This is a genomic window from Bradyrhizobium sp. USDA 327, from assembly GCF_041262065.1.
Lineage (GTDB): Bacteria > Pseudomonadota > Alphaproteobacteria > Rhizobiales > Xanthobacteraceae > Bradyrhizobium > Bradyrhizobium liaoningense.
The window spans coordinates 6,586,221-6,612,184 of the sequence record NZ_JBGCCW010000001.1; the positions used below are offsets into that span (position 1 = coordinate 6,586,221).

General features: G+C 65.2%; 23 protein-coding genes. 9 read left to right on the forward strand and 14 right to left on the reverse strand.

Going from position 1 to position 25,964, the window contains the following annotated elements:
• Window positions 1-400 precede the first annotated feature (400 nt).
• Together ABIA42_RS31225 and ABIA42_RS31230 are read left to right on the forward strand one after the other, a co-directional pair.
• Window positions 401-1,897 (forward strand): DUF1254 domain-containing protein, encoded by a 1,497-nt coding sequence (locus tag ABIA42_RS31225; RefSeq protein WP_370117933.1) that lies wholly within the window; start codon window positions 401-403, stop codon window positions 1,895-1,897.
• A 437-nt stretch (window positions 1,898-2,334) separates the two neighbouring features.
• The gene (locus tag ABIA42_RS31230) at window positions 2,335-2,580 is read left to right on the forward strand and encodes a PilZ domain-containing protein (protein ID WP_028177491.1); all 246 of its coding nucleotides are present in this window, start codon (window positions 2,335-2,337) and stop codon (window positions 2,578-2,580) included.
• A 151-nt stretch (window positions 2,581-2,731) separates the two neighbouring features.
• Here ABIA42_RS31230 and ABIA42_RS31235 read toward each other — a convergent pair whose 3' ends face one another.
• From ABIA42_RS31235 to cobS, 5 genes are all read right to left on the reverse strand, one after another.
• Window positions 2,732-3,139 (reverse strand): hypothetical protein, encoded by a 408-nt coding sequence (locus ABIA42_RS31235; protein ID WP_370117931.1) that lies wholly within the window; start codon window positions 3,137-3,139, stop codon window positions 2,732-2,734.
• Window positions 3,140-3,277: 138 nt separating this feature from the next.
• Window positions 3,278-4,390 (reverse strand): NADH:flavin oxidoreductase/NADH oxidase, encoded by a 1,113-nt coding sequence (locus ABIA42_RS31240; RefSeq protein WP_370117929.1) that lies wholly within the window; start codon window positions 4,388-4,390, stop codon window positions 3,278-3,280.
• 297 nt (window positions 4,391-4,687) lie between these two features.
• Window positions 4,688-5,773, reverse strand: coding sequence for an esterase-like activity of phytase family protein (locus ABIA42_RS31245; protein WP_370117926.1), 1,086 nt, complete (start codon window positions 5,771-5,773; stop codon window positions 4,688-4,690).
• Window positions 5,770-7,674, reverse strand: coding sequence for a cobaltochelatase subunit CobT (cobT, locus tag ABIA42_RS31250; RefSeq protein ID WP_271531244.1), 1,905 nt, complete (start codon window positions 7,672-7,674; stop codon window positions 5,770-5,772). The genes ABIA42_RS31245 and cobT overlap by 4 nt, the downstream gene beginning before the upstream one ends.
• Before the next feature lie 138 nt (window positions 7,675-7,812).
• Window positions 7,813-8,811, reverse strand: coding sequence for a cobaltochelatase subunit CobS (cobS, locus tag ABIA42_RS31255; protein WP_028177486.1), 999 nt, complete (start codon window positions 8,809-8,811; stop codon window positions 7,813-7,815).
• A gap of 297 nt (window positions 8,812-9,108) precedes the next feature.
• On the opposite strand from cobS, the gene ABIA42_RS31260 reads away from it, so the two are divergent.
• A complete protein-coding gene (locus tag ABIA42_RS31260; RefSeq protein WP_370117921.1) occupies window positions 9,109-9,771 on the forward strand; it encodes a DedA family protein in 663 nt (220 codons plus the stop codon).
• A 171-nt stretch (window positions 9,772-9,942) separates the two neighbouring features.
• Here ABIA42_RS31260 and ABIA42_RS31265 read toward each other — a convergent pair whose 3' ends face one another.
• On the reverse strand, window positions 9,943-11,157 hold the full coding sequence (locus ABIA42_RS31265; protein WP_370117918.1) for a citrate/2-methylcitrate synthase: 1,215 nt from the start codon (window positions 11,155-11,157) through the stop codon (window positions 9,943-9,945).
• 72 nt (window positions 11,158-11,229) lie between these two features.
• Between ABIA42_RS31265 and ABIA42_RS31270 the strand changes: the two genes are divergently transcribed.
• Entirely contained in the window at window positions 11,230-12,318 is a 1,089-nt protein-coding gene (locus tag ABIA42_RS31270; RefSeq protein ID WP_370117915.1) for a citrate synthase/methylcitrate synthase, read from the forward strand.
• A 445-nt stretch (window positions 12,319-12,763) separates the two neighbouring features.
• On the opposite strand, the gene ABIA42_RS31275 is transcribed toward ABIA42_RS31270, so the two are convergent.
• Window positions 12,764-13,399: a J domain-containing protein gene (locus ABIA42_RS31275; RefSeq protein WP_370117913.1), complete on the reverse strand. Its 636-nt coding sequence runs from the start codon at window positions 13,397-13,399 to the stop codon at window positions 12,764-12,766.
• 104 nt (window positions 13,400-13,503) lie between these two features.
• Between ABIA42_RS31275 and ABIA42_RS31280 the strand changes: the two genes are divergently transcribed.
• Window positions 13,504-13,773 carry a BolA family protein gene (locus ABIA42_RS31280; RefSeq protein WP_370123837.1) on the forward strand — a complete coding sequence of 90 codons (270 nt, stop codon included), beginning with the start codon at window positions 13,504-13,506 and terminating at the stop codon, window positions 13,771-13,773.
• A 261-nt stretch (window positions 13,774-14,034) separates the two neighbouring features.
• Here ABIA42_RS31280 and ABIA42_RS31285 read toward each other — a convergent pair whose 3' ends face one another.
• From ABIA42_RS31285 to ABIA42_RS31295, 3 genes are all read right to left on the reverse strand, one after another.
• Window positions 14,035-15,387 (reverse strand): hemolysin family protein, encoded by a 1,353-nt coding sequence (locus ABIA42_RS31285; protein WP_028177477.1) that lies wholly within the window; start codon window positions 15,385-15,387, stop codon window positions 14,035-14,037.
• A gap of 67 nt (window positions 15,388-15,454) precedes the next feature.
• Entirely contained in the window at window positions 15,455-16,597 is a 1,143-nt protein-coding gene (gene aroB, locus ABIA42_RS31290) for a 3-dehydroquinate synthase (RefSeq protein ID WP_271531239.1), read from the reverse strand.
• The gene (locus ABIA42_RS31295; RefSeq protein ID WP_370117908.1) at window positions 16,594-17,220 is read right to left on the reverse strand and encodes a shikimate kinase; all 627 of its coding nucleotides are present in this window, start codon (window positions 17,218-17,220) and stop codon (window positions 16,594-16,596) included. Before ABIA42_RS31295 ends, aroB begins: the two co-directional genes overlap by 4 nt.
• A 207-nt stretch (window positions 17,221-17,427) precedes the next feature.
• Between ABIA42_RS31295 and ABIA42_RS31300 the strand changes: the two genes are divergently transcribed.
• The 4 genes from ABIA42_RS31300 to ABIA42_RS31315 all read left to right on the forward strand — a co-directional run bounded on the left by ABIA42_RS31300 (window position 17,428) and on the right by ABIA42_RS31315 (window position 21,877).
• Window positions 17,428-17,574: a hypothetical protein gene (locus ABIA42_RS31300; protein WP_035669499.1), complete on the forward strand. Its 147-nt coding sequence runs from the start codon at window positions 17,428-17,430 to the stop codon at window positions 17,572-17,574.
• Between the two features lie 17 nt (window positions 17,575-17,591).
• Window positions 17,592-18,554, forward strand: a complete 963-nt coding sequence (xerD, locus tag ABIA42_RS31305; RefSeq protein ID WP_370117905.1) for a site-specific tyrosine recombinase XerD — start codon at window positions 17,592-17,594, stop codon at window positions 18,552-18,554.
• A gap of 325 nt (window positions 18,555-18,879) precedes the next feature.
• On the forward strand, window positions 18,880-19,842 hold the full coding sequence (locus ABIA42_RS31310) for an acetyl-CoA carboxylase carboxyltransferase subunit alpha (protein WP_124162736.1): 963 nt from the start codon (window positions 18,880-18,882) through the stop codon (window positions 19,840-19,842).
• A gap of 454 nt (window positions 19,843-20,296) precedes the next feature.
• Window positions 20,297-21,877: a L,D-transpeptidase family protein gene (locus tag ABIA42_RS31315; RefSeq protein WP_370117901.1), complete on the forward strand. Its 1,581-nt coding sequence runs from the start codon at window positions 20,297-20,299 to the stop codon at window positions 21,875-21,877.
• A 115-nt stretch (window positions 21,878-21,992) separates the two neighbouring features.
• Here ABIA42_RS31315 and ABIA42_RS31320 read toward each other — a convergent pair whose 3' ends face one another.
• From ABIA42_RS31320 to ABIA42_RS31335, 4 genes are all read right to left on the reverse strand, one after another.
• A complete protein-coding gene (locus ABIA42_RS31320; RefSeq protein WP_028177471.1) occupies window positions 21,993-22,688 on the reverse strand; it encodes an ABC transporter ATP-binding protein in 696 nt (231 codons plus the stop codon).
• A complete protein-coding gene (locus tag ABIA42_RS31325) occupies window positions 22,681-23,415 on the reverse strand; it encodes an ABC transporter ATP-binding protein (protein WP_319336001.1) in 735 nt (244 codons plus the stop codon). The genes ABIA42_RS31320 and ABIA42_RS31325 overlap by 8 nt, the downstream gene beginning before the upstream one ends.
• Window positions 23,402-24,481: a branched-chain amino acid ABC transporter permease gene (locus tag ABIA42_RS31330; protein WP_370117896.1), complete on the reverse strand. Its 1,080-nt coding sequence runs from the start codon at window positions 24,479-24,481 to the stop codon at window positions 23,402-23,404. The genes ABIA42_RS31325 and ABIA42_RS31330 overlap by 14 nt, the downstream gene beginning before the upstream one ends.
• Window positions 24,482-24,742: 261 nt before the next feature.
• Window positions 24,743-25,960, reverse strand: a complete 1,218-nt coding sequence (locus ABIA42_RS31335; RefSeq protein WP_271531233.1) for a substrate-binding protein — start codon at window positions 25,958-25,960, stop codon at window positions 24,743-24,745.
• Window positions 25,961-25,964: the final 4 nt, after the last annotated feature.

Consider the following 25,964-nt stretch of genomic DNA (forward strand, 5'->3'; position numbering starts at 1 on the left):
ATTGAGCTTTGACCTGTTGATCTGGGTCAACGCGAAGATCGATTTTAATGTAATCAGTCGCTCTAAACGGAGGAGGCGAAAATGAAGCTCTCATTCGCAATAGCGACTACGCTGCTGATAACCGGGGTTCGTAGCCGCGAGCACTGAGAAAGCCAGCGCTGTGGTGTACTGCACATACGTTGGCCATCCCGCCAATTGGGCGTAGTGCTGAGGCCGCGCCTCGTTGCGCGCCAAGCGGTGGTGGGTGCTGGAACTGTAAATCGCGGTGGCCCGGTCAATCGCGCTGGCAGACGTTGATTGGTCGTTTTGCGAGATTTGTAGCCCTGCCCGAAATCCCAACCATCAAGGGATTTCCGCAGACCTGTTTTATGAATTCGACATCCGACAGAAGGGCCGCATCATGAAATTGGTGGCATCAGTGATTTCTGCGCTGTCTTTCGTGGCGCTCTCGGCGATTCCGCTCAATGCTCAGCAATACAAGATGCAAACGCCAATACCGCCGGGCGTTGCAATCCCGGACAAGGTGGAGACCCGCCTCGGACCGCTGCACTTCTTCGACGGCTTTCCCGACGATGCGACCGTGGAAAAGCTCTACGACAATCTGGACTTCCAACACGCGGTCCAAGCCTACCTTACAGCCTTGGCTCCAGTGAACCAATTGGCAAATCGAAAGGGAATCGCGGAACTGGGTCCGTTCAATCTGACGGTGCCGATCTTCGAGGACAGGATGGACTCGAAGTCGCTTTTTCTCACCCCGAACAACAACACACCGTACACTTGGTTTTGGCTGGATCTGCGCGACGGGCCGCTGGTGCTCGAAGTGCCACCCAATGTGCTCGGCCTCATCAACGACATGTGGTATAATTTTGTCACTGATGTCGGGCTCGTTGGGCCGGACAAGGGTGAGGGCGGCAAATACCTGATTCTGCCGCCCGGCTACAACGGCGAGGTGCCGAGCGGATACTTCGTCGTGAAGCCTGCGACGTTCAGCGTCTGGGTTCCGTGGCGCTCGTTCTTGGTGAACGGAGATCCGAAGCCGGGCGTGGCCTCGGTCGAAAAGCACACACGAATCTATCGCCTGAAAGATGCTGCCAATCCCCCGAAACTCAATTTCGTCCATGTTTCCGGTAAAGCATTTAGCACGCTGGCGCCGGGAGACTATCCGTTTTGGGACTATCTGAATCAGGTTGTGCAGGAGGAGCCGACCGATACAGTTGACCCGGTCACGCTCGGCTTCTACGCATCTGTCGGCATCCAGAAGGGTAAGCCCTTCGCGCCCGATGCACGGATGAAAAAAATCCTGACCGAAGCCGCCTTGGTAGGTGACGCCACCGCGCGTACAATCAATAGCCGGTTGCGGATCAAGGAAAGCTACTATTATCCCAACAGCGCCTGGCGAACGGGCTTCTTCGGCGGCTATAAGTTCGAGGAAAACGGCGCGCGTATTCTCGATGCCTACTCGGCATTCTTCTTCTACGCGACCGGCGTGACGCCGGCGATGGATTCGAAGTCAGTTGGCGAGGGATCGCAGTACATGGCTGCGTTCGTTGATAGCCAAAACAAGCCACTCGACGGCGGAAAAAATTACAAGCTGCACTTGCCGCCCAGTATCCCAGTCAAGCAATTCTGGTCGGTCATCCTCTACGACAATCAGACCCGTTCCATGCTGCAGACCGACCAGCGTTGGCCAGCCGCAACCAGCCAGAACCCGAAACTCTTGCCGAACGCGGACGGGTCAGTGGACATCTATTTCGGGCCGAAGGCGCCGGCTGGCAAGGAGGACAATTGGGTGCAGACCATCCCCGGCAAAGGATGGAACACGCTTCTGCGCCTCTACGGCCCGCTCCAGCCGTGGTTCGACAAAACTTGGCGGCCCGGCGAGATTGAGCCGCTGTAGCAAACGAGGAGGTTGCAGCTTCGGCGCGCGCCTCCTCATTTCCGGTGTTGGCCCCATTGCGGACCTGGGGTGAGGTGCGCGACGCGACGCTATCAGCGGCAAAGCAGACCTCATGAAAATGCCGCGCAAGTGATGAGACCGCGCGCCCAGCTCTCTCGTGGCGCAATGCGACATGGAATGGATGACGTCTCTCGCGTTGAGCACTGCCCCTGCCGAGACATCCCCCCACCCCACTCGCGCTGCGCGCGATCCCCCCACGAGCGAGCTTCGCTCGTCCCGGACCCCTCCAGAGCAGAGTGGCCCGCTACCGCCGCTTGCTGCCTTCGCCGGCACTTTTCGTTAAAATTCTCCTGCCGGCCTTAGCTGCTTCGCATCAACTCCCCGGCATCATCGTCGCCCGAACCCGCCGCTAGATGCGGAATTGGAGGAGAGTGCCAATGCATCCGCGCCGCCATGTCCGCGTCAAGCCAGCAGGGCTGGTGTCGCGCCAGGCCAAGATCATCACCGACCCGCGCGCGCCGGTGATCCCCTGCACGCTGATCGACTATTCGCCCGGCGGCGCCTGCGTCGATCTCGGCGGCCAGGTGAAGATCCCCGATCGCTTCGAGCTCCTGCACGTCAACACCAAGAAGCGCTGCCGCATCGCCTGGAAGCGCGGCACGCGCGTGGGCGTGGTGTTCTGAGGCTACAGCGTCATGGCCGGGCTTGTCCCGGCCATCCACGCATCTCCACGCAGCACAAGAACGTGGATGCCCGGGACAAGCCCGGGCATGACGACCTCTGCAAAATGTGCAAATGCGATGGCCCTGCCCTCCAGGGGAGGGTGAGAGACGGCTACTTCCGCATCCTCGCCTTGGCGCCCGCGACGATCTGCATGACGACGCCGGCGACCCAGCCGGCGAAGACGAGCCAGGTCCAGAGCATGTGCGGATCGATCCGCAGCACGATGACGACGACGGAGACGAAGGAGGTGAGCGTGGCGAACAGCGTGCCGGCGGCGCTCATGAATTCGGCGGCGTCGATGTGGCTGTGTGCATCGTCGAACGGCATCTGCGGCGTGTCGATGCCGAGATAGAAGCCGATGCCGCCGAGCAGCATCATCAGCAGCAGGAAGCCCTGCGTGGTGAGCACGGGAATGGCCGATCCGACATAGGCGCCGACGAACAATCCGCACGCCGCGCCGGCCATCGCAAGGCCCACGCGCTCGAAGATGTGAGCCGCTTTGCGGACAGGATAACGCATGGGCAGCCCCTCCATTGCCTCGCCTGCGCGGAAGGTTAGGCCAGTTTCGAAGGGCGTGGAAGCTCAGGGGAGTTACGGAGGGATCTGGGGGCGGCAATGGCGAGGGCGCGATAGGCGCGCCTCAACCGCACACATCCGTCACCTCGCCCCGAACGTGGTCTTGCCGAACAGCGCCTTCTGCGTCGAGGGCTGCGAGCGCCAATATTGCGGGGGCGCTTCGACCTCGCCGCCGAGCTCGGCGGCGGCGTGCCAGGGCCAGCGCGGGTCGTAGAGCATGCCGCGGGCGAGCGCGACCATGTCGGCCTTGCCGGACGCCACGATCTCCTCGGCCTGCTTCGCTTCCGTGATCAGGCCGACGGCGATGGTGGGCAGGCCGGTCTCGCGCTTGATGCTGTCTGCGAACTGCACCTGATAGCCGGGGCCGAGCGCGATCTTCTGCAGCGGCGAGACGCCGCCGGAGGAGGCATCGATCCAGTCGACGCCGCGCGCCTTCAGCGCGCGCGCGAATTCTATCGTCTGCGCCAGGTCCCAGCCGCCCTCGACCCAGTCGGTCGACGACACCCGCATGCCGACCGGCTTGTCGGCGGGGAATGCGGCACGCACCGCGTCGAACACTTCGAGCGGATAGCGCATGCGGTTCTCGAGGCTGCCGCCATATTCGTCGGTGCGCCTGTTGGAGATCGGCGACAGGAACTGATGCAGGAGATAGCCGTGCGCGCCGTGCACCTCGATGGCGTCGATGCCGAGCCGTGCGGCGCGCTTTGCGCTGTCGACGAAGGCCTCGCGAATGCGCTTGAGGCCCGAAGCATCCAGCGCCAACGGCGCGGCCTCGCCCTCCTTGTGCGGCACCGCGCTCGGGCCGACCGTCTGCCAGCCGCCCTGCTCCACCGGGATCAGCTGGCCGCCGTCCCAGGGCCGTGCGCTACTGGCCTTGCGGCCGGCATGGGCGAGCTGCATCGCGATCGCGGTGGAGGAATGCTTGCGCACCGAATGGAGGATCGGCTTCAGCGCGGCCTCGCAGGCATCGCTGTAGAGCCCGAGGCAGCCCGGCGTGATGCGGCCGATCGCCTCCACATGCGTCGCCTCGATGCAGAACATCGCCGCGCCCGACAGGCTGAGATTGTTGATGTGGGTGAAGTGCCAGTCGCTGGCGACGCCGTCGTCGGCCGAATACTGGCACATCGGCGACACCACGATGCGGTTCTTCAACGTCAAGCCGCGCAGCTCGATCGGGGAAAACAGGACGCTCATGCGGGGGAGTTCCGGAAGGTGGGAGGGCGATGCGGAGGAGTGTAGTGGGAGACGCGCGGATTGCTAGGCGCACGGGGGAATGGCGGGTCGCCCCGGCGTGCATTTCCGCAATCATTGGGCCGCGAGGTCGCGCACCGCCCCTGCCGTCATCCCGGGGCGCGCGCAGCGCGAGCCCGGGATCCATAGCCACAGGATGGAAACGTGGAGCGAGCTCCCATTCCGAGTCCTCGCAAAACTCCGCCCTGTGGGTATGGGTCCCGGACTCGCGCTGCGCGCGCCCCGGGACGACAGCAGTGACTACTCCGCCAGCGTGAATTGCAGCAGCAAGGTGCGTTGGAGCATCGAGAAATTGTCGTCGGAGATGAGGGTCAGCACCGTCTCGCCTTCGCTCGTGACGTGGGCGTCGATGGCTTCCATGTTGTCGATCTCGTGGCCGAGATCGGCGGCGAACAGCGCGGGACCATCGACCAGCGCACCTGGTACGATCGACTTCAGGGGGATCGAGCGGATGCGGATGTTGACGCCGGTGAACCAGGAGAATTTGCGTTCGAGGATGAGCAGTTCGCCGGAGGGCAGCAGCACGGCATCGCTGATGTCGTAGGTCTCGGTCCGCCGTACGCTGAACTGGCCGGGCGTGGGGCCGCCGATCAGGAAGGCGACGAGGTTGCCGTCGGCGTCCAGCCCGCGCTCGGAGAAGGCGATCAGGGTGCCCGCGAGCGGCATGTTCTGGTCTTTGCCTTTGGGCACGACGACCATCGCCTCGAGCCCCTTGTTGTAGGGCAGCTTGCGCAAGGCCGGCGGAACGCTGATCACCTCGCCGCGGGCGCGCGTGCCGCCCTTGGCAAAATCGTAACGCAGGATCTGGTTGACGCGCTCGAGCCCGACATAGACGAGGTTGCCGTCGCGCGCGAGCGATTCGGAATCCCACCAGAGGCGCTTTTCAGTAATCGGCCGCCCGTCCGCGCCGAGCAGCGGCGCGGCCTCGACATCGGCAAGGCCGGTCATCTCGCGGCCGGCATAGCGGATCGTGCCGGTGAACCAGCCGCCCTGGTCGGAGATTGCGAGGAAGCGCTCGCCCTTGCCGTCGAGAAAGCGGATGCCGGACAAGCCGCCGAAGCCGCGATAGGGCGAGGTCAGCACCAGGCCGCTGCGATATTCCAGCGAGCCGAAGCGCGTGCGCGAGCGGTCGCGCGGCTCGAAACTGGGAATGCTGCGCGCGTTCACCTCGACGCTGGCAGGCGCGGCGACGGCGTGCTCGACCTGGAGCGGGCGCGGTGGCGGCTCGGACGCGGCTTGCGCCTGCGCGAGGCGGGAGACTGCGAGAGTGGAGAATCCCGCCGCTGCGTGCCCGAGAAAGCTGCGGCGGGATGGACGCGTGCTCACGAATGCAATTTGCGTCGCGGGCGACCGGGTGCTTGCGTGGGCGCCGTGTTGGTCTCGCTGAAGAGCTCGGCGAGCTTCTCGGTGATGGCGCCGCCGAGCTCCTCGGCGTCCACGATCGTCACCGCGCGGCGATAGTAGCGCGTCACGTCATGACCGATGCCGATCGCGATCAGCTCGACCGGCGAGCGGGTCTCGATCTCCTCGATGATGTGGCGCAGATGCCGTTCGAGATAATTGCCGGGATTGACCGACAGCGTGGAATCGTCGACCGGCGCGCCGTCCGAGATCATCATCAGGATCTTGCGCTGCTCGGACCGGCCGAGCAGGCGCTTGTGCGCCCAGTCCAACGCCTCGCCGTCGATGTTCTCCTTCAAGAGCCCCTCGCGCATCATCAGGCCGAGATTCTTTCGCGCACGGCGCCAGGGGGCGTCGGCGGACTTGTAGATGATGTGGCGGAGATCGTTGAGGCGGCCGGGATTGGCCGGCTTGCCGGCGGCAAGCCAGGCCTCGCGCGATTGCCCGCCCTTCCAGGCGCGCGTGGTGAAGCCGAGGATCTCGACCTTGACGCCGCAGCGCTCCAGCGTGCGCGCGAGAATGTCGGCGCAGGTCGCCGCGACCGTGATCGGCCGTCCGCGCATCGAGCCGGAATTGTCGAGCAGCAGCGTCACCACGGTGTCGCGGAACGTCGCCTCCTTCTCGTGCATGAAGGACAGCGGGTGATAGGGATCGGTGACGACGCGCGACAGCCGCGCAGGGTCGAGGATGCCCTCTTCGAGGTCGAACTCCCAGGCGCGGTTCTGCTGCGCCATCAGCTTGCGCTGCAGCCGGTTGGCGAGGCGGGCGACGATGCCTTGCAGATGCGCGAGCTGCTTGTCGAGATAGGCGCGCAGCCGCTCCAGCTCGTCGTGGTCGCAGAGGTCCTCGGCCGCGATCACCTCGTCGAACTTGGGCGCGAAGGCGTGATATTCCGGCCCGCGCGGCTCGTTCTTGCCGTGCGCGTTCGGACGCGTCGCCTCGCCGGGCGTCTCGTCGTCGCCGAGCTCGCCGTCGTCGAACGTATCCGAGGTCGAGGCCTGCGCGCTTTCCATCGCGCTCTCGCTCATCTCCTCCGAGCTCGCCTGCGCCTGGTCGGCGCTCATCTCCTGCGCGGCGTCGGAATCGGGAGAGCCTTCGGCGCCGGACTGGTCGTTGTCGCCGTCCCGGTTCTCGTCGTTCTCGTCATTGTCTTCGCTGTCGGCGTTGCGCTCGTCGCCGAGCTCGAGCGCCGACAACAGATCGTGCACGGCGTCGCCGAACCTGGTCTGGTCCTCGACCACGCCGTCGAGTCGGTCCAGCCGCTTGCCGATCTTGTCTTCGAGGATCGGCCGCCAGAGGTCGACCATCTTCTTCGCCGCCGTGGGCGGCGCGAGGCCGGTCAGGCGCTCGCGCACCAGCATCGCCAGCGCGTCGGCGAGCGGCGCATCGGCGCGATCGGTGATCTCGTCGAACTTGCCGCGATGGAAGTGGTCGTCGAGCATCGCGGTGAGGTTCTTGGCAACACCGGCCATGCGGCGCGCGCCGATCGCCTCGACGCGAGCCTGCTCAACCGCCTCGAACACGCCGCGCGCCTGCGGATTGCCGGGCATCAGCTTGCGATGAACCTTGGGATCGTGACAGGCGAGCTTGAGCGCGATGGAATCGGCATGGCCGCGCACGATCGCGGCATCGCGCTTGGTCATTTTCCGCGCGGGCTCGGGCAGCCGCGCCTTGCCCGGCGCAAGCCCGGGCCGCTCGGCCGCGAAGCTGACGTCGAGCTCCGGCGTCTTGGCGATCGCCTTGAGGCAGGAGGCGACCGAGCGCTTGAACGGCTCGGTCGGCGCTTCCTTGTTGGTGCGGAATTTGGAGTTGGAGGTGGTGCTCATCTCGATCTCACCGTCGTCCCCGCGAAAGCGGGGACCCATAGCCACCGGCGGTAGTCAGGGAATTTATCAGCGTCGCTTCAATCGAGATATCACGCGGTATGGGTCCCGGCGTTCGCCGGGACGACATCTCGCGAGAGATCAGCTCAGCGCCACGTTCACCGCCGATTCCGGCAGCTCCGCATTGAAGCAGCGCTGGTAGAACTCGGCGACCAGGGGGCGCTCGAGCTCGTCGCACTTGTTGAGGAAGGTGACGCGGAAGGAGAAGCCGATGTCGCCGAAGATGTCGGCGTTCTCGGCCCAAGTGATCACCGTGCGCGGGCTCATCACCGTCGACAGATCGCCGTTGGCGAAGGCGTTGCGGGTCAGGTCAGCGAGGCGCACCATCTTGTTGACGATGTCGCGGCCTTCCTGGGTGCGATAGTGCTTGGCCTTGGCCAGCACGATCTCCACTTCCTCGTCATGGCTGAGATAGTTGAGCGTGGTGACGATCGACCAGCGGTCCATCTGGCCCTGGTTGATCTGCTGGGTGCCGTGATAGAGGCCCGAGGTGTCGCCGAGGCCGACGGTGTTGGCGGTGGCGAACAGGCGGAACGCCGGGTGCGGCTTGATCACCTTGTTCTGGTCCAGCAGCGTCAGGCGTCCGGAGACTTCCAGCACGCGCTGGATCACGAACATCACGTCCGGGCGGCCGGCGTCGTATTCGTCGAACACCAGCGCGACGTTGTGCTGCAGCGCCCAGGGCAGGATGCCGTCGCGGAATTCGGTGACCTGCTTGCCGTCGCGGACCACGATCGAGTCCTTGCCGACGAGGTCGATGCGGCTGATGTGGCTGTCGAGGTTGACGCGCACGCAGGGCCAGTTCAGCCGGGCGGCGACCTGCTCGATATGGGTGGATTTGCCGGTGCCGTGATAGCCGGTCACCATGACGCGGCGGTTGCGCGCAAAGCCCGCGAGAATGGCGAGCGTGGTGGCACGGTCGAAGCGGTAATCGGCGTCGACTTCGGGCACGTGAGGATCGACTGCGGAATAGGCCGGCACTTCGAGATCGCTATCGATCCCGAACACCTGGCGAACCGACACTTTCATGTCGGGCAGACCGGAAACTTCCTCAACTTTGGACAGGGCGGCGGTCGTCATCAATCCTCCGAGGTCCCGGGCGGTCCCGAAACCGGTTATTCGCACGTTGGCTGCGGCTGGGTGCTGAAAAGCAACCTATCAGAGACGCGGGGCCGGCAGAAGCCCGCCCTCCAATCAAAGTTCCATTGTCTTTTCATTTAGATAGGCAAGGAACGCAGTTTTTGGAGGGCTGCCTTGCGAATCACGCTCGAATTTCGGGCGAGGGAACGTCTCTGCCTTCCCAAATGGCAGGTTTGCCGCTCGTGCTTACTTAGGTAGGGTCTGAACTCCGATGCTCCAGCCCGCCACAGAAACGACGTGACGTCCCTCCTCGATCCGCTCATCTCCTTCGTCTCGGCCCATCCATGGCTGGGCTATCTGACCCTGTTCCTGGCGGCGCTGCTCGAAGCCGTTCCGGTGGTGGGATCGGTGATCCCCGGCTCGACCATCATCCTGGCGTTGAGCGCCCTGGTCCCGGGCGGCGAACTGCAGCTGCCATGGGTGTTGGCGGCGGCCGCGCTCGGCGCCGTGCTCGGCGACGGTTCGGCCTACTGGATCGGGCACCGGCAGCAGCGCGAGATCCTCAACACCTGGCCCCTGACCAACTATCCGCGCGTGGTCGCCGAGAGCGAGAGCTTCTTCAACCGCTTCGGCACCTGGGCCGTGTTCTTCGCCCGCTTCGTGCCGCCGGTCCGGGCCTTCGTCCCCGTGACCGCCGGCGCACTCGGCATGGCGCCGGCGAAATTCTACGCGGTGAACATCCCGGCCATCCTGGCCTGGGCGCCCGCGCATGTGCTGCCGGGCGTGCTGGCGGTCTCGGCCCTGCACGAATATGCCGGGCTGCATCATCATGAGCATGTCGGCAAGCACATCTGGATCTTGACCGTGGTCGGGGTCGCGATCGTGGGGGGCGCGGCGGTGTGGCTCATCCGCCGCCGGAATGGTAGCGGCAGCGCGGGAGCAAAGCCGCGAGCGCAGTAAGCGCGACATCACAGGTGTCGTCCCTGCGAACGCAGGGATCCATAACCCCAGGGAGCGGTTTGGCGAAGACTTGTCGTTCGGTGCTCCTGCCGATCGCAATCGATAGATCACGCGGTATGGGTCCCTGCGTTCGCAGGGACGACAGCGGAGGACGACGCGCTCGCAGTAGCTCTAACTGGCCACCCTCCGCCCCGGCGCCGGCCCGACATACCTGGCCCGCGGGCGGATCAACTTGCCGAACTGCAATTGCTCGCTGGCGTGCGCGACCCAGCCGACGCTGCGCGCCATGGCGAACAAGGCGAGCTCGCTGCCCGCTGGCAGGCGCAGCGCGTGCACGAGGACTGCGAGCGCGTAGTCGATGTTGACGAACTCGCCGGTTGCTTCCGCGATGCGCTCCGGCACCTCGCGGGTGAATTTGCGCGGCGCGCCGGCGCGCGACAATGCGTTCAGCAGCGATTGCGCACGGGGATCGCCGCGCTTGTAGACGCCATGGCCGAAGCCGGCAAAACGCTCGCCGAGCGCGACGCGCTCGCGCACCACAGGCTCCACGTCGCGGTCAACCAGCGTCCTGACGAGCTGCGAGGCTAGCACGCCGGCCCCGCCATGCTTCGGCCCTTTCAACGCGGCGAGGCCGGCGATGACGGAATCGTAGAGGTTGAGACCAGTCGAGGCAGCGCAACGCGCGGTGAAGGTCGAGGCGTTCAGTTCGTGATCGGCGAGCAGAACCAGCGCGCGGCGGATCAGATCCGGCGCATGCTTGTTGTCGGGCGCCCAGGCGTTGGCGATCTGCCGATGCAGCGGCTCGGCCGACGGCTCGGCGTTGAGCATGGTCGCGACCAGCAGACGGACGATGCGCGCGCCGACCATGGCGCGGCCATCGGGCGCACGGGTGAAGGCGCGGGGATCGGCACTGGCTGCCAGCGCCAGCACGGCGATGGCCCGGTCGATCGGCGCCGCCCGGCGCACGGCCGCTGCGATCGTGCGCATCTCCTCGGATATCTCCGGCTGATTGTCCGGATCGAACGGATCGACGCCGGAGACATCCCAGAGCAGCGTCGCCGTGTGCTCCAGCGTGTCGCTCTCGGAAAGATCGACGCAATTGACGCCGCGATAGATCGCGCCCTCCTCGGTGATGGTCGATATCTCCGTGTCCATCACCGGCAGGTCGGCATCGAAGCTGCGGAGCCCGCGCGGCTCCGGCGACGGTACGCGGCGCTCCTTCAGCGCCCGGACATCCTCCGCGCGGTAGCGGTTCTTGCGCGAATCCGGCGTCGGCTCGGAGCGGATCAGGCCGCGGCTGACATAGGCGTAGAGGGTGGCCGGGGAGACCGCGAGCTCGGCGGCGGCTTCCCGGGCAGAGAGGTACAGCCCATCGGAATTTTTCATATTGATTTACGTAATCAAGATTGATCAATCTGTCGAGAGGCCCGACCTTTCTGCCGTGAAAGGAGACAGGTCATGAACATTCACCTTACCAAGAGCCAGATCGGGCTGGACGGCGTCCCTGCGGCTGAAACCGTGCTGAGCCATGTCGATGGCGAGCGTGGCGAGTTGATCATCGCCGGCGAGCATGTCGGCACCCTGGCCGCCAAATTGAGCTTCGAGGGCGTCACCGCCCGCCTCTGGAACGGCGCGAGCAAGACCAGCCTGAGCGAAACCAATGTGCAGGCGAGCCTGGGCGCGGCGCGCGAGCGCGCCTTCGCGCGGCTGCCCGACCTGCTGCCGGCGACGCGCGGCATCGTCGACGGGTTTCGCGCAGCTGTCGCCGCGCTTCGCGCCGAGCACGGGCTCGAACATGAAGCGACCATCGTCGGCGCATTCCCGGTGATCGCAGGCGCACTGGTCCGCCGCGCCAAGGGACTGGAGCCGGTCGCGCCCGATCCCAGCGTGAGCCACGCTGCCGACACGCTGCGCATGCTGCACGGGCGCGCGCCTGCAACGCGCGAGGTCACCGCGCTCGATGCGTATCTCGTCACCGTTTGCGACCACGGCATGAATGCCTCGACCTTCACGACGCGTGTGGTGGCCTCGACGCAAGCCGATCTGTTCGCCGCCGTGACCGCGGGCTATTGCGCACTCACCGGTCCCCTGCACGGCGGCGCACCCGAGCCGGTGCTGGAAATGCTGGATGCGATCGGCTCGCGTGAACGGATCAAGCCGTGGGTCGACGCGGCGCTGGCGCGCGGCGAGCGGATGATGGGCTTCGGTCACCGCGTCTATCGCGTGCGCGACCCGCGCGCCGACGTCTTGAAGACCGCGATCGAGGCGCTGGCTTCCAATGGCGCCGACCTGCCCTTCGCCGGCGAAGTCGAAGCCTATATCCGCGCGGCGCTGCGCAAGAAGAATCCGGAGCGGCCGCTGGAGACGAATGTGGAGTTCTTCACTGCGATCCTGCTCGACGCGCTCGCAATTCCAAGGCAGGCCTTTACGCCGATCTTCGCGGTGGCGCGCGCCGCGGGATGGACTGCACACGCGCGCGAGCAGCAGCGGACGGGACGGTTGATCCGGCCGAGCTCGTCCTACGTGGGGGCGATGCCTGCAGATTAGACGCAAGCAGGATATCCGGGCTCGTCAGAACTGATTCTTTTCGAGCACGCGACGGAAGGACTCAGCGGCCAGCCGGAACAAAAACGCTGGCCGCGCATTCCTGCTCGCCCCTACGAATGTCTTCAGGGGCAGTCACGAAAAGGAATGGTAATGAAGAAGCTCTCCTACGCCCTCGCTGCCGGAACGCTGTTCGCCCTGTCGTCACTCGCGGTGCCAGCCCATGCGCTGCCGGCGCATCCCATCCCAAACACTTCAGTGTCGGGGGACGTCGTGAACGCACGCTATCATTACGTTCCGCGAAGGGTCTGCACCGTACGCACCGTGGTCACACGCGGTTATCATGGACGCCGCATCGTGAAGCGCGTCCGTGTCTGTCGGACAAGGTAACGTCGAAGGTGCCGTCCGCTTCCGGGCGGACGGCATCCAATAGCCCCGCAGTGAAGCCTTACGCCTCCCGCACGACCGTCTTCAGATAATTATACGCCTTGATGATCTCGATCAGGCGGTCTTCGGTGGAGCGGTCGCCGCCATTGGCATCGGGGTGGTGCTGCTTCACCAGCGCCTTGTACTTCGTCTTCACGTCGGCGAGCGTCGCACCGGGGCCGAGGCCCATGACCTGGAGCGCCTTGCGCTCGGCGTTCATCACCTTGCGCGTTTCGGCCTTGGGCGGCGCCTCCGGCCCCTTCCGCCAGCCCGTGCGGCCATTGAGCTCCTGAAACATGCTGAACGGATCGAACGCGCCGTCGATCTCGGCTTCTGAGCCCTTCTTGACGCCGCCATTGGCGCCCATCTTCCAGGTCGGACGGTGACCGGTCAGCGCATCCTTCTGGTAGCGCGCGACGGCGTCGGCGTTCATGCCGGAGAAGAAATTGTAGTTCTGGTTGTACTCGCGCACGTGGTCCAGGCAGAAGTGCCAGTATTCGCGCTGGTTCTCGCGGCCCTTGGGCGCGCGGTGGCTGCCCTTGTTCTGGCAGCCGGTCCATTCGCAGGCGACCACGCTGTCGCGCGGCTTCGCTTCCGCCTGCTTGCCGCGCGGCTTGACGCGGATGGAGTCGAAGAACTTTGATGAATCGATCGGCATGGCTGACTTTGACTACGCAATGCAAAAACCTTCAAGTCTTGACATTGCAATTAGCGTGAGGCCCGGGAGTTGACGGGCCGCGATCGCGTCCCTTAATGGCACTCATGGTCATGAAAGACACTATCAGCAACAAGTTGCAGGAAGCTTTCACGCCGGAAAGCCTGCGGGTCGTCGACGAGTCACATTTGCATGAAGGCCACGCCGGCCATCAGCCCGGCGGCGAGACACACTTTCGGGTGTATATCGTGTCTACCGCCTTCAAAGGGAAGAGCCGGGTCGACCGCCATCGCATGATAAATTCGGCGCTCGCCGCGGAACTCTCCGGCGGCGTGCACGCGCTCGCGATCCAGGCGCAGGCGCCGGGGGAAGAGTGATTTGCTCACCCTCCCCTGGAGGGCAGGGCAATCGCAGATGAGGAAACGCGGCGGGAAACTCGCCTGCGGCCATCCTTCGAGACGCCCGCCTCCGGCGGGCCCTCAGGATGAGGGCGGAGTGTGCAGCAGCAGTTTCAAAGGACACCGCTTTGGCGAAGCCTCATCCTGACGAGACCGCAAAGCGCGTCGTCTCGAAGGATGGCCGCGGGGACAAGCTCTCATATGTGACAGCCCCGCCGCTCCTGGTGAGGGTAAGCGAGATCAGAACGACGTTCCGGCCCGTCTCGGCTTGGTCTCCTCCAGCTCACCCTCGCGTGCCACCGGTGAAATACGGAGCGCGGTGATGCGGTTGCGCTCGCGGCGGAGGACGCGGAAACGGAAGCCGTGGAAGGTAAAACTCTGGCCGCGGTCGGGGATCGAGCGCGCTTCGTGAATGACGAGGCCGGCGACCGTCGTTGCCTCTTCATCGGGCAGGTGCCAGTCCAGCGCGCGGTTGAGATCGCGGATCGGCACGGAGCCGTCGACCACGACAGAGCCGTCGGGCTGACGGCGTACGCCGGTGACCACCACGTCGTGCTCGTCGGAGATATCGCCGACGATCTCCTCCAGAATGTCTTCCAGCGTCACGAGGCCTTCGACCTCGCCATACTCGTCGACGACGAGCGCGAAATGGGTCTTGCGACGGCGGAACGCCTTGAGCTGTTGGGATATCGGCCGCATTTCCGGCACGAACCAGGGCGGCAGCATGATGCTCGTGACGTCGATGCGCGAGGTATCGCCCTCCGACGCGCGGATGGCCCGCAACAGATCCTTGGCGTGCAGGATGCCGATGATGTTCTCCGACTTGTCGCGCCACAGTGGAATGCGGGTGTACTCGGTGGCCAGCACCTCACGCACCAGCTCCTCCGGCGGCAGGTCGGCATTGATCATCACCATGGCGGTGCGATGAACCATCACGTCGGACACGGTCAGCTCGCCAAGGCGGAAGACATTGTGGATGTATTCGGCCTCGCCGCTCTCGATCTTGCCGTGCACGGCCGATTCCTCGACCAGGCCCTCGATCTCGGAATCCGTCAGGATCTCGTGCTGCGAAAACTCCTGGACCCCGATCAGACGCAAGATCGCGCTCGAAGCCGCGTTGAGACACCAGCTCAGCGGATAGAACAGCAGGTAGGAGACATGCAGCGGATAGGCGATCCACTGCGACACCGGCATCGGCTCCCTGATCGCAAGCGTTTTCGGCACCTGCTCGCCGATGATGATATGCAGCGAGGAAAAGACCAGGAAACCCGCCACGAACGAGACGAAGTGCAGCGTGGCCTCCGACAAACCGAGCGGCTGGAGGACCGGACTCAGCAGCGCCGACACGGTTGGCTCACCGATCCAACCAAGACCGAGGGAAGCCATGGTGATGCCGAGCTGGCAGCAGGCGAGATAGGATTCGATATTCCCCATCATCGTCTGCAGCAGGCGGGCGCCGAAGCGATTCTGCTCGACCATGGCCTTGACACGAAAGCCGCGGCTCTTCACGAGCGCAAATTCCGCAGCCACGTAAAACGCGTTGGCGGCGAGCAGGAGGACCGCCAGCAGAAGATTGATCGAGATCGAACTCATGTTTGCCTCGCGACCGCCTCGGCAGTCCCCGCCGTTTCGCGGGCGGCCGGCCTGAACGGTCCCGCCATCACTGCGACAGTTTCGACTGCAGGAAATCGCGCACCAGCGTCGGCTCGACGTCCTTGGCGATCACCGCGCGTCCCACGGCCTCCAGCAGGATGAAAGTGAGCTTGCCGCGCTTGACCTTCTTGTCCTGGGCCATCAGCGCCATCAGCGCATCGGCATCGGCAAGTCCCTCCTGCGCGAAACCGGCGATGTCCTGCAGGCGCGTCGGCAGGCCGGCTTCGATCAGGTGCCGTTCGACGCGCGCCGCGTCCAGCTCGCCGATCATGCCGAGCCTGGCCGAGAACTGCGCCGCCAGCGTCATGCCGATCGCGACGCCCTCGCCGTGGAACAGGCGGTCGGAGAAGCCGGTCGCCGCTTCCAGCGCATGACCGAAGGTGTGGCCGAGATTGAGCAGCGCGCGCTCGCCGGTCTCGCGCTCGTCGCGCGAGACGACGCCGGCCTTGGCGCGGCAGGAGGTCGCGATCGCGTGCTCGCGGGCCGAGCCGCCCTTGAAGATGTCGGAATGGTTCTTCTCCAGCCAGGTGAAGAAGGCCTCGTCGCCGAGCACGCCGTATTTGGCGACCTCGGCATAGCCGGCGCGGAACTGGCGCGGCGACAGCGTGTCGAGCACGGCGGTGTCGGCGATGACGAGCACCGGCTGGTGGAAGGCGCCGAGCAGATTCTTGCCCTGCGGCGAGTTGATGCCGGTCTTGCCGCCGACGGATGAATCGACCTGCGCGAGAAGCGAGGTCGGCACCTGCACGAAATCGACGCCGCGGCGCAGGATCGCTGCGGCAAAGCCGGCGAGATCGCCGACGACGCCACCACCGAGTGCGATGACGAGATCGTTGCGCTCGATCTTCGCGGCGATCAGGGCTTCGCTGACTTTTTCGAGGCCGGCATAGGTCTTGGAGATCTCGCCTTCCTCGACGACGATGCGCGAGGTCGGAATGCCGCTTGCTGCGAGCGACGCTTCGGCCGCCTCGAGCCAGTACTTTGCAACGGTGCGGTCGGTGACAACAGCCGTACGTACGCCCGGCCGCAAGGCTGCGACCCGTTCTCCAAGCGAAGATAGCACGCCGCGGCCGATGACGATGTCATAGGCGCGGTCGCCGAGCGCGACGTCGACCTTGACGGGTTCGGAATGTTTCAACGGCGCAGTCATCGTACGGCACTCGCAACGTCGGCAGGTGGTTGGGCGGCCTGCCCGCCGCAGAGATGGGCGTGCAGCGCCTCGATGCATTCCTCGACGATCCGGTCGTGCGGCACGTCGCGCGAGGCGATGGTGAGGTCGGCATTGGCATAGACCGGCTCACGCTGGGCGAGAAGGCGCGTCACGGTTCCTTCGGGATCGGCGGTCTGAAGCAGCGGACGGTCGGCACGACGGCGCACGCGGCGCATGATGACGTCATGGTCCGCCTTCAGCCAGATCGAGATGGCCTTCGCCGCGATGCGCGCGCGTGTCTCCTCGCGCATGAAAGCGCCGCCGCCGGTCGCCAGCACCACGGGACCTCCCTCGAGCAGGCGCGCGATCACGCGGGCCTCGCCATCGCGGAAATAGGGCTCGCCATGGGCCGCAAAGATTTCCGGGATGCTCATGCCGGCGTGGGCCACCTCGATTTCGACATCGGCATCGAGAAATCGCAGACCAAGCCGCGCCGCCAACCGCCGGCCGATGGTGGACTTGCCCACCCCCATCATGCCGACCAGCACGATCGAGCGCGCGCCGAGCGCCGACAGGATGTCGGCCTCAGGGGTCGCTTGTGCTGGCACCGCGGCGTCGGACATGGACCTCGCTCGAACTGCCGCCGGGGGCGGCATGCTTTGGCCACCTATACGATCCCATGGGGGCCCTCGCCAGAGGACTCTTGCCACGAAACGGCGAACATGTTGGATGATTTCATTGGTTAATTTGGCTGCCAAGACCTACCAAGAGCCCTATCCAAGATCCTATCGAAGACCCTATCCAAGTCCTCTGCCCGAGACCCCAGAACGATGCCCAGCCTGTTCCGCTTCCTGACGGTCGTCGCCGTGATCGCCGGCATCGTCTATGGCGTGGTCTTCGCGCTGGCGAACTTCGTCAATCCCAAGCCGCGGGAAATGACGGTGACGATCCCGCCGGATAAATTTCTCAAGAAATAGGCGCTAGCCTCCGAGGCATGCCCACCAAGCCCTCAGACGCCAAGCTCATCGGCCTGTTCCTCGACATGCTCGCGGCGGAACAGGGCGCGGGGCCCAATACGCTCGACGCCTATCGCCGCGACCTCAGCGACTTCTCGGAATTTCTGGGCCGCGTCGGCCACAGTTTCGTGGACGCGGAAACGCAGACGCTGCGCGACTATCTCGCCGATCTCGACACCCGCGGCTTCAAATCCACCAGCGTCGCCCGCCGCCTGTCGGCGATGCGGCATCTCTACCGCTTCCTCCTGAACGAGCGCATCCGCGGCGACGATCCCGCGGCGATCCTGTCCGGTCCCAAGCGCGGCCGCGGCCTGCCGAAGGTGCTGTCGATCACGGATGTCGATCGCATGCTCCGCCGCGCCAAGGAGTTGAGCGAGACGGAAGAGGCCTCGCCGGCGAAGCGGCTGCGCGCTCTCAGGCTCTATTGCCTGCTCGAGGTGCTCTATGCCACGGGCCTGCGCGTCTCCGAGCTGGTGGCGCTGCCGCGCTCGGCGGCCAAGCGCGATGCGCGCATGATCGTGGTGCGCGGCAAGGGCAACAAGGAACGGCTGGTGCCGCTCAACGAGGCCTCGCGGCAGGCGATGGCGGATTACCTTGCCGCGACGGAGGCCGCAAAGACCGAGAAGAAGAAGAAAGACAGCCTCGCCGCCTCGAAATGGCTGTTCCCCTCCTTTGGCGAGAGCGGACATCTGACGCGGCAGCATTTCGCCCGCGATTTGAAAGAGCTCGCGGTTGCCTCCGGCCTGCAGGCCCGGCTGGTCTCCCCGCACGTGCTGCGCCACGCCTTTGCCAGCCACCTGCTGCACAACGGCGCCGATCTGCGCATCGTGCAGACGCTGCTCGGCCACACCGATATCTCCACGACGCAGATCTACACCCACGTAGTGGAGGAGCGGCTGAAGAGTCTGGTGCGCGACCTGCACCCGCTGGCGGAGAAGTGACTGTCGTCCCTGCGAACGCAGGGACCCATACCGCGTGATCTATCCGTGACGGGTCGTGTTAGTATCTTGGGAAGACCGCTTCACTGCCAGTCTTCGCCAAACGTCTCCCTGTGGTTATGGGGTCCCTGCGTTCGCAGGGACGACAGCGGGGGGAAACGAAACCGCCTTGACTTCGGCCGCATCTCCGCAGAAAGAGCCGGGGCCTCACCGACTGATTTGGCTGGAGCCACACGAGCACACAAGCCAAGCCATTGAAGACGCTACACTTCTTTCCGCGACCCTAACCTCGCTTCGCTCCAAGGCCCCGTCCCCCTATATTGAGTTGATGCAAGACCAGATGCGCAGCTATCTCGACTTCGAAAAGCCCGTCGCCGAGCTCGACTCCAAGGTCGATGAATTGCGGGCGCTCGCGGCGTCCGGCACCGACATCAGCGACGAGATCGGGCGGATCGAGGACAAGGCGGCGCAGGCGCTGGCCGACCTCTATCAGAACCTGACGCCGTGGCAGAAGACGCTGGTCGCGCGGCATCCGCAGCGGCCGCATTTCAACGACTTCATCAAGGGCCTGATCACCGAATTCACCCCGCTCGCCGGCGATCGCAAGTTCGGCGAGGACGAGGCGCTGGTCGCCGGCTTCGGCCGCTTCCGCGGCGAGCCGATCTGCGTGATGGGCCAGGAGAAGGGCGATTCAACCGAGAGCCGGATCCGGCACAATTTCGGCATGGCGCGGCCGGAGGGCTATCGCAAATGCGTGCGGCTGATGGAGATGGCCGAGCGGTTCGGCCTGCCGGTGCTGTCGCTCGCCGATTCCGCGGGCGCCTATCCCGGCATCGGCGCAGAGGAGCGCGGCCAGGCCGAGGCAATCGCGCGCTCGACCGACGCCTGCCTGGCGCTGACCGTGCCGAACGTCGCCATCATCACCGGCGAGGGCATGTCGGGCGGCGCCATCGCCATCACCACCGCCAACAAGGTCCTGATGCTGGAGCACGCGATCTACAGCGTGATCTCGCCGGAGGCGGCGTCCTCCATCCTCTGGCGCGACGGCACCAAGGCGCAGGAAGCCGCCAACAACATGAAGATCACCGCCCAGGACATGCTCCGCTTCGGCGTGATCGACCAGATCCTGAAGGAGCCGGTCGGCGGCGCCCATCGCGACCCCGCGGCCATGATCGCAACGACGGGTGAGGCCATCGCCAAGGCCTTCGACGAGCTCCGGGACCTCGACGCCGAGGCCATCCGTAAGCAGCGGCGGCAGAAATTCCTCGATATCGGCCGGAAACTGGGCTGATTCGCCCGTTTTAGCGCCGCAACGGCGGTGCGCTCCCTCCCCCGCCTGCGGGGGAGGGGAGAGGGTGTCTCCCCTCGCGGCATTCCCATTGTGGCGCGAGCCCCCTCCCGGCCTCCCCCGCAAGCGGGGGAGGTGAAGAGCGAGACGGTAACCCCGCATTAACCCTTTTTTTGCCCAAATCGGCGATCTCAGTGGTGGTTTGGTCGCGTGGTCCAAGTTCCGGCCCAGTTTAAGTCTCTGTTGACCACAGCTTCGGGCCAACGGGCTCGTGATCCCCGCTCGGGTTGCGACCACATGACCCAGAGGTTAGAATTTTAATCAATGGCTTCAGGGCATAAGCGCTGGAGCGTGAGCTGAAAAAGCCCGTTGCGACGGGCCCGGGGGTACCCGGTCGGATCATGCTCCTGAAAAATTGGGGTTCGCGCTCGCTGCCCGGCACGGTGTGGGGTCCATCTTGATTTCTCGTTCGCTTGCTCGCGCGCTCTTGGCTTCGGTTGCGCTGATGACGGCCGGCGGCCTGCTGGCCGGCTGCAACACCGACCAGATCTCGCTCGCGACCAACGCCAAGGCCAACCAGCCGGTGCCGCCGAAGCTGATCGCTGCGATGGCCGAGAAGGACATGGACCTGCAATCGCCGATCCTGGTCCGCCTGTTCAAGCAGGAGGCCGAGCTCGAGGTCTGGAAGCAGACCCGGTCAGGCAAGTTCGCGCTGCTCAAGACCTATCCGATCTGCCGCTGGTCCGGCGACCTCGGCCCCAAGGTGCGCGAAGGCGACCGCCAGGCGCCGGAGGGATTCTACTCGATCAATCCGAGCCAGATGAATCCGCAGTCGGCCTATTACCTGTCCTTCAACACGGGCTATCCGAACGCATTCGACAAGGCTTTGGGGCGCACCGGCTCGCAGCTGATGGTGCATGGCGATTGCTCCTCGCGCGGCTGCTACGCGATGACGGACGAGCAGATCGCGGAGATCTATTCGCTCGGGCGCGAATCCTTCTTCGGCGGCCAGAAGGCGTTCCAGCTCCAGGCCTATCCGTTCAAGATGACGCCGGTGAACATGGCCAGGCACCGGAACAATCCGAACATGCCGTTCTGGAAGATGATCAAGGAAGGCTATGATCATTTCGAGGTGACGCGGCAGGAGCCGAAGGTCGATTTCTGCGAGAAGAAATACGTGTTCGACGCCGCGAAGCCGGCGGATGCCAAGCGCGACCCGGTGTTCGACGCCTCGGCGAAATGCCCGGCCTATGTGATCCCCGAGGAGATCGCCGAGGCCGTGCGCGGGAAGCAGGCCAAGGACGAAACGGAATACGCCAGGCTCGTCGCCAAGGGCACGCCGGTGGCGCGCATGAACACCGGCATCGACGGCGGCATGAACAAGGTGTTCGCCGCGAAGATTCCGGAAGGCTCGACCGGCCTCTCCGAGGGCGCCGAAGGCACCACGCTGCAGATGCTGGCGATGGCGAAGGCGCCCGGCACGATCCCCGGACACGTCAATCCGCCCAAGCCGAATCTCGATGCGGTGGCATCCGCGCCTGCACCGCAGGAAGAGCCGGTCGTTGCCGTCAGCGCGCCCGCGACCACGCGCGTCGCCGCAGCCGCGCCGGCGGAGAGAGCTCAAGAGAAATCCCAGGAGAAATCCTCGGGCGGCGGCTTCTTCTCGAACCTTGGCCGCAAGATGGGCCTCGGCACCGCCGATACCACGGCGACCACGCCTCCGCCGCAAGCCACGGCGTCCGTGGCGCCGGCCCAGACGTCCGTGACGCCGCCCACGGCAGCGTCGAGGCTCAAGGCCGCAGTGACCCGCTTCGTGCCGGGGCATGACAAGTCCAAGGATACTGCGAAGGAAGCGCCGAAGCCTGCCGTCGTCGCCAAGCCCGCCGAACCGGCAAAGCCGGATACGCGCCTTGCCGCGACGCGTCCGGCGCTGAAGCCGTCGGTCTCGGACGGCGCGGGTGAAGCGACGCAGATCATGGGCGCCGCACCGGTGGTGCAGTCGAACTCGTTCGACAGCCGGTTTGGGGCGGTGAAGTAGGGGCGACGTTCTCCGCGCTATCCCAGCCTGATGCCGTCATTCCCCGCGAAGGCGCGAACGACGGTTGAGAGCGGGTGACAGTGTCGCGCCTCATCCGCAGGCGCGCAGCGCGATCCTACGGCGCCAGATACCGCATCAGCTCCGGATTGTCCCTGACCTCGCCCGCCTCGCCTTGCAGCGCGACCCTGCCGCGGTCGAGGACGTAGGCGTAGTCGGCGACGCGCAAAGCGAGGTCGAGGTGCTGCTCGACGATGATGACGGCGATCTCCTTGGCGAGATCGATCAGGCGTTCGGTGATCTCCTCGATCACGCCGATCCAGACGCCCTCGGTCGGCTCATCCAGCAGCAGCAATTTCGGATCGCCCAGCATGGCGCGGCCGATGGCGAGCATCTTGCGCTCGCCGCCGGAGAGCGTGCCGGCAGGCTGGTCGAGGCGCTGGCCGAGCTTGGGGAAGATGGTCAGCACGTGATCCACTGCGTCGGCCTTCTTACTCGCGAGCGAGCCGACCGCGAGATTGTCGCGCACCGACAGGCGCGCGAACACCGAATGCTCCTGCGGCACGTAGCCGATGCCGGCACGGACGCGCTCCTGGGTGGCGCGGCGGCTGATGTCGCGGCCGTCGAAGCCGATCTCGCCCTTCCATGCCGGCAGCTCGCCGACGATGGTCTTCATCAGCGTGGTCTTGCCGGCACCGTTGCGGCCGAGCACGGCGACGCCGCCGCGCCAGGGAATGCCGAGGCTGACGTCGAACAGGACCTGGCTGCGTCCATAGCCGGCGTCGAGATGCTTGATGTCCAAAAATTCAGGCACGGCGCAGATAGATCTCCTGGACGGACTTGTTGGCCTGGATCTCGGACACCGTGCCCGACGCCAGCACCTTGCCCTGATCGAGCACGGTGAGGCGATCGCAGATGTCGCGGATGAAATCGAGGTCGTGCTCGACGATGACGAGGGAGCAATGCTGCTTGATCGGCTGCAGCAGTTCGCCGGTGACGCGGCGCTCCTCCAGGCTCATGCCGCCGGTGGGCTCGTCGAGCAGCAGCAGCTTCGGCTTGCCGGCGAGCGCCATCGCGATCTCCAGCCATTGCTGCTGGCCGTGCGACAGCGCCGCCGCCGCATCGAAGGCGCGGTCGGCGAGGCGGAACTGCGTCAGCATGGTCATGACCTGGTCGTGCAGGAGCCCGCGCGTGCGCGAAAACACGAGGTCGAGCAGCGAGCACTGCGCCTGCAGGGCGAGCAGGATGTTGTCGTAGAGCGTCAACGTCGGCAGCACGCTGGTGATCTGGAATTTCAGGCTCATGCCGGCCCGCGCCCGCTCGGTCGGCGTGAAGGCGGTGATATCGGTGTTGACGAAGCTCACCTTCCCCTGCGTCGGCACCTCGGCGCCGGCGATACACTTCATCAGCGTGCTCTTGCCGGAGCCGTTCGGACCGATCAGGCCGTGAAACTCGTTCTCGCCGACGGTGAGCGCGGCGCCATCGAGCGCCGTGAGCTTGCCGAAGACCTTCTTGATGCCGGCGGCCTCAAGGAGCGGCATTGCGCTTCTCCTTTGGCTTCGCACCGAAGCTGCCGACCCGCTCGCGCTCGCCGAGCACGAAGCTGATCAGGCCGAGCGGCCGGAACAGAATCACGAGCAGCAGCAAGAGGCCCAGGATGATCGGCCAGACGTCACGATAATTGTCCGACAGCCAGAAGCTGACGCCCTCGACGATGACGGTGCCGATGACGGCGCCGATCAGCGTGCCGGAGCCGCCGAACAGCACATAGAGCACGACCTGGGTCGAGACCACGACGCCGACGATGTTGGGCCAGACGAAGCCTTCGTGGAAGGCGTAGAGGCTGCCGGCAAGACCCGCAATGGCGCCGCCGATGGTGAAGATGATGGCTTTCAGATGCTGCGCCTTGTAGCCGAAGAAGGCGATGCGCTGCTCATTCTCGCGCAGGCCGGCGAGCGCGAGGCCGAACTGCGAACGCACCAGGAAGCGGCAGAGCAGATAGACGACGACGAGGATGCCGAGCACGAGATAGTAGAAGGCCGGACCTTCCGTGAACTCGTAGCCGCCGAGCGACATCGGCGCGATCGAGGGAATGCCGTTCTGGCCGCCGAGATAATACCAGCCGCGCGCGAGGCGGTCGGCAGCATAGGAGCCGGTGAGCGTACCCAGCGACACGAAGATCACGCTCGAGGGATGCCGTCCGAGCAGCAGGAAGCCGCCGAGCAAGAGCGCCGAGGCGAGTCCGATGATGGTCCCCGCCGGCAGCACCAGGAGGATGTTGGTGATGTCGAGGTCGCGCGCGAGCAGCGCGACGCCGTAGCCGGCCGAACCGAAGAACAGGGCCTGGCCGAAGCTCATGATGCCGGCATAGCCCCAGACCAGGTCGAACGACAGCGCGAACAGCGCCAGGATGATCACGCGCGTCGCGAACACCGTGAGATAGTCCTGCAGCACCAGCGGCGCGAGCAGCGCCGCGACGAGCACAACGCCCTCCACGATCGGCAGGATCTTTGGTCCCGTCGATGCGCTCTTGGCCACCGGAAGGTCCGCGTCGCTGCCAACGTTGGCGTGGACAGCCTGCTTAGCTGCACCCATGGACTTCAGCATTTCGAATTCGACATCGTGGGATCAGTCCGCCTGGTCGTGGTTCACCTCTCCCCAACGGGGAGAGGTCGGATTGCACTTGGCGATGCGAAGCGTCGTCCAGTGCAATCCGGGTGAGGGGCCGCAACGCGCAGTGGGACCGGATCCCCTCACCCGGATCGCATCTTGCGATGCGACCCGACCTCTCCCTACGGGAGAGGTGAAGAGAGAGTCTCTCGGCTGGCACGGATGCAAGCCAAACTGACGATGACCCAGCATGTGCCGTCAGCATTCCTTGGGATCGACGAGGCCGTTGCTGCGGGCGACGATTTCGTAGTTCCCACCCTTGGCGACCGCGGTGTACATCTTCATCTTGCAGTGCCGCTTGCCCGGCACCATCTCGGCCGGCCCGCCCGGACCTTCCGCGATCTTGGCGTGGTCGAGCGCGGCGGCGACCGACTCGCGATCGATCTTGCCCGCTTCCTTGACGGCGGCTTCCCACAGCTTGAGGCCGCGATAGGTGCCGGTGGCGGCGCTGCCGGCGGCGAACAGGAAGTTGCCCGGGAAATCCTTCTCGTACGCGGCCTGGATTTTCGCGTCGAACGGGTTCTCCTTGGTCAGCACCTTGAAATAGTCGAGGCAGCTCGCGAGGCCCTCGATCTCCGCGGCCTGGTTGATGTTGAGCGTGTTCTCGTCATAGTAGACGCAGGCGAGCCGCCCACCGTTCTTGAGGAAGCCCGCTTCATAGAGCTGCTTGAAGAACGGACCGACGCCCGGCGGGATGACGGTGTTGAAGACGACGTCGACCTTGTTGGAGATGATGCGGTTGACCGTCGAAGAGAAGTCGACCTGGTCGAGCGGGTAATATTCCTCGAACACGACCTCGCCGCCGTTAGCTTCGATCACCTTGCGGGCGTAGACGTTGAGTGTGTGCGGCCAGACGTAGTTGGCGCTGGGCAGCGCGAACTTCTTGCCGCCGTTCTTGATCAGCCAGGGGATGAACTCGTCGCACTGCTGCGCCGGCGTCGGGCCGGTGCAGAACAGGTAGGGCGTGCACTCCTTGCCTTCGTAGAGCTGCGGATAGATGTAGAGCGTCTTGCCGCGGGCGACGATCGGATCCTTGATCGCGTTGCGCATCGACGAGGTGATGCCGCCGAGCACCATGTCGACCTTGTCGCGCTGGATCAGCTTTCGCACGTTGCCGACGGCGACGGATTCGTTGGACGCGGTGTCCTCGATGTAGAGCTCGAGCGGCCGGCCGAGCAGGCCGCCGGCCGCGTTGATCTCCTTGATCACCATCTTGGCGACGTTGGCGTCGGCGTTGCCGGCATAGGCGATGGGGCCGGTGAGGTCGGTGGCGATGCCGACCTTGATCGGGCCCTCGGCCGCATTGGCCCAGGGCGCCGGGATCACCCAGCTGCCGACACCGGTTGCGACCGCGCCGGACGCAAAGGCGAAATTGGAGAGGAAACGACGTCGCGTGAGCTGAGTACGATCGAGCATGTGA

Bases quoted from the DNA above. Each gene is read 5' to 3' on its own strand.
- ABIA42_RS31225 (WP_370117933.1), top strand. From the start codon at position 401: ATGAAATTGGTGGCATCAGTGATTTCTGCGCTGTCTTTCGTGGCGCTC.
- ABIA42_RS31230 (WP_028177491.1), top strand. From the start codon at position 2,335: ATGCATCCGCGCCGCCATGTCCGCGTCAAGCCAGCAGGGCTGGTGTCG.
- ABIA42_RS31235 (WP_370117931.1), bottom strand. From the start codon at position 3,139: ATGCGTTATCCTGTCCGCAAAGCGGCTCACATCTTCGAGCGCGTGGGC.
- ABIA42_RS31240 (WP_370117929.1), bottom strand. From the start codon at position 4,390: ATGAGCGTCCTGTTTTCCCCGATCGAGCTGCGCGGCTTGACGTTGAAG.
- cobT (WP_271531244.1), bottom strand. From the start codon at position 7,674: ATGAGCACCACCTCCAACTCCAAATTCCGCACCAACAAGGAAGCGCCG.
- cobS (WP_028177486.1), bottom strand. From the start codon at position 8,811: ATGACGACCGCCGCCCTGTCCAAAGTTGAGGAAGTTTCCGGTCTGCCC.
- ABIA42_RS31265 (WP_370117918.1), bottom strand. From the start codon at position 11,157: ATGAAAAATTCCGATGGGCTGTACCTCTCTGCCCGGGAAGCCGCCGCC.
- ABIA42_RS31270 (WP_370117915.1), top strand. From the start codon at position 11,230: ATGAACATTCACCTTACCAAGAGCCAGATCGGGCTGGACGGCGTCCCT.
- ABIA42_RS31275 (WP_370117913.1), bottom strand. From the start codon at position 13,399: ATGCCGATCGATTCATCAAAGTTCTTCGACTCCATCCGCGTCAAGCCG.
- ABIA42_RS31280 (WP_370123837.1), top strand. From the start codon at position 13,504: ATGGTCATGAAAGACACTATCAGCAACAAGTTGCAGGAAGCTTTCACG.
- ABIA42_RS31285 (WP_028177477.1), bottom strand. From the start codon at position 15,387: ATGAGTTCGATCTCGATCAATCTTCTGCTGGCGGTCCTCCTGCTCGCC.
- aroB (WP_271531239.1), bottom strand. From the start codon at position 16,597: ATGACTGCGCCGTTGAAACATTCCGAACCCGTCAAGGTCGACGTCGCG.
- ABIA42_RS31295 (WP_370117908.1), bottom strand. From the start codon at position 17,220: ATGTCCGACGCCGCGGTGCCAGCACAAGCGACCCCTGAGGCCGACATC.
- ABIA42_RS31300 (WP_035669499.1), top strand. From the start codon at position 17,428: ATGCCCAGCCTGTTCCGCTTCCTGACGGTCGTCGCCGTGATCGCCGGC.
- xerD (WP_370117905.1), top strand. From the start codon at position 17,592: ATGCCCACCAAGCCCTCAGACGCCAAGCTCATCGGCCTGTTCCTCGAC.
- ABIA42_RS31310 (WP_124162736.1), top strand. From the start codon at position 18,880: ATGCAAGACCAGATGCGCAGCTATCTCGACTTCGAAAAGCCCGTCGCC.
- ABIA42_RS31325 (WP_319336001.1), bottom strand. From the start codon at position 23,415: ATGCCGCTCCTTGAGGCCGCCGGCATCAAGAAGGTCTTCGGCAAGCTC.
- ABIA42_RS31330 (WP_370117896.1), bottom strand. From the start codon at position 24,481: ATGCTGAAGTCCATGGGTGCAGCTAAGCAGGCTGTCCACGCCAACGTT.
- ABIA42_RS31335 (WP_271531233.1), bottom strand. From the start codon at position 25,960: ATGCTCGATCGTACTCAGCTCACGCGACGTCGTTTCCTCTCCAATTTC.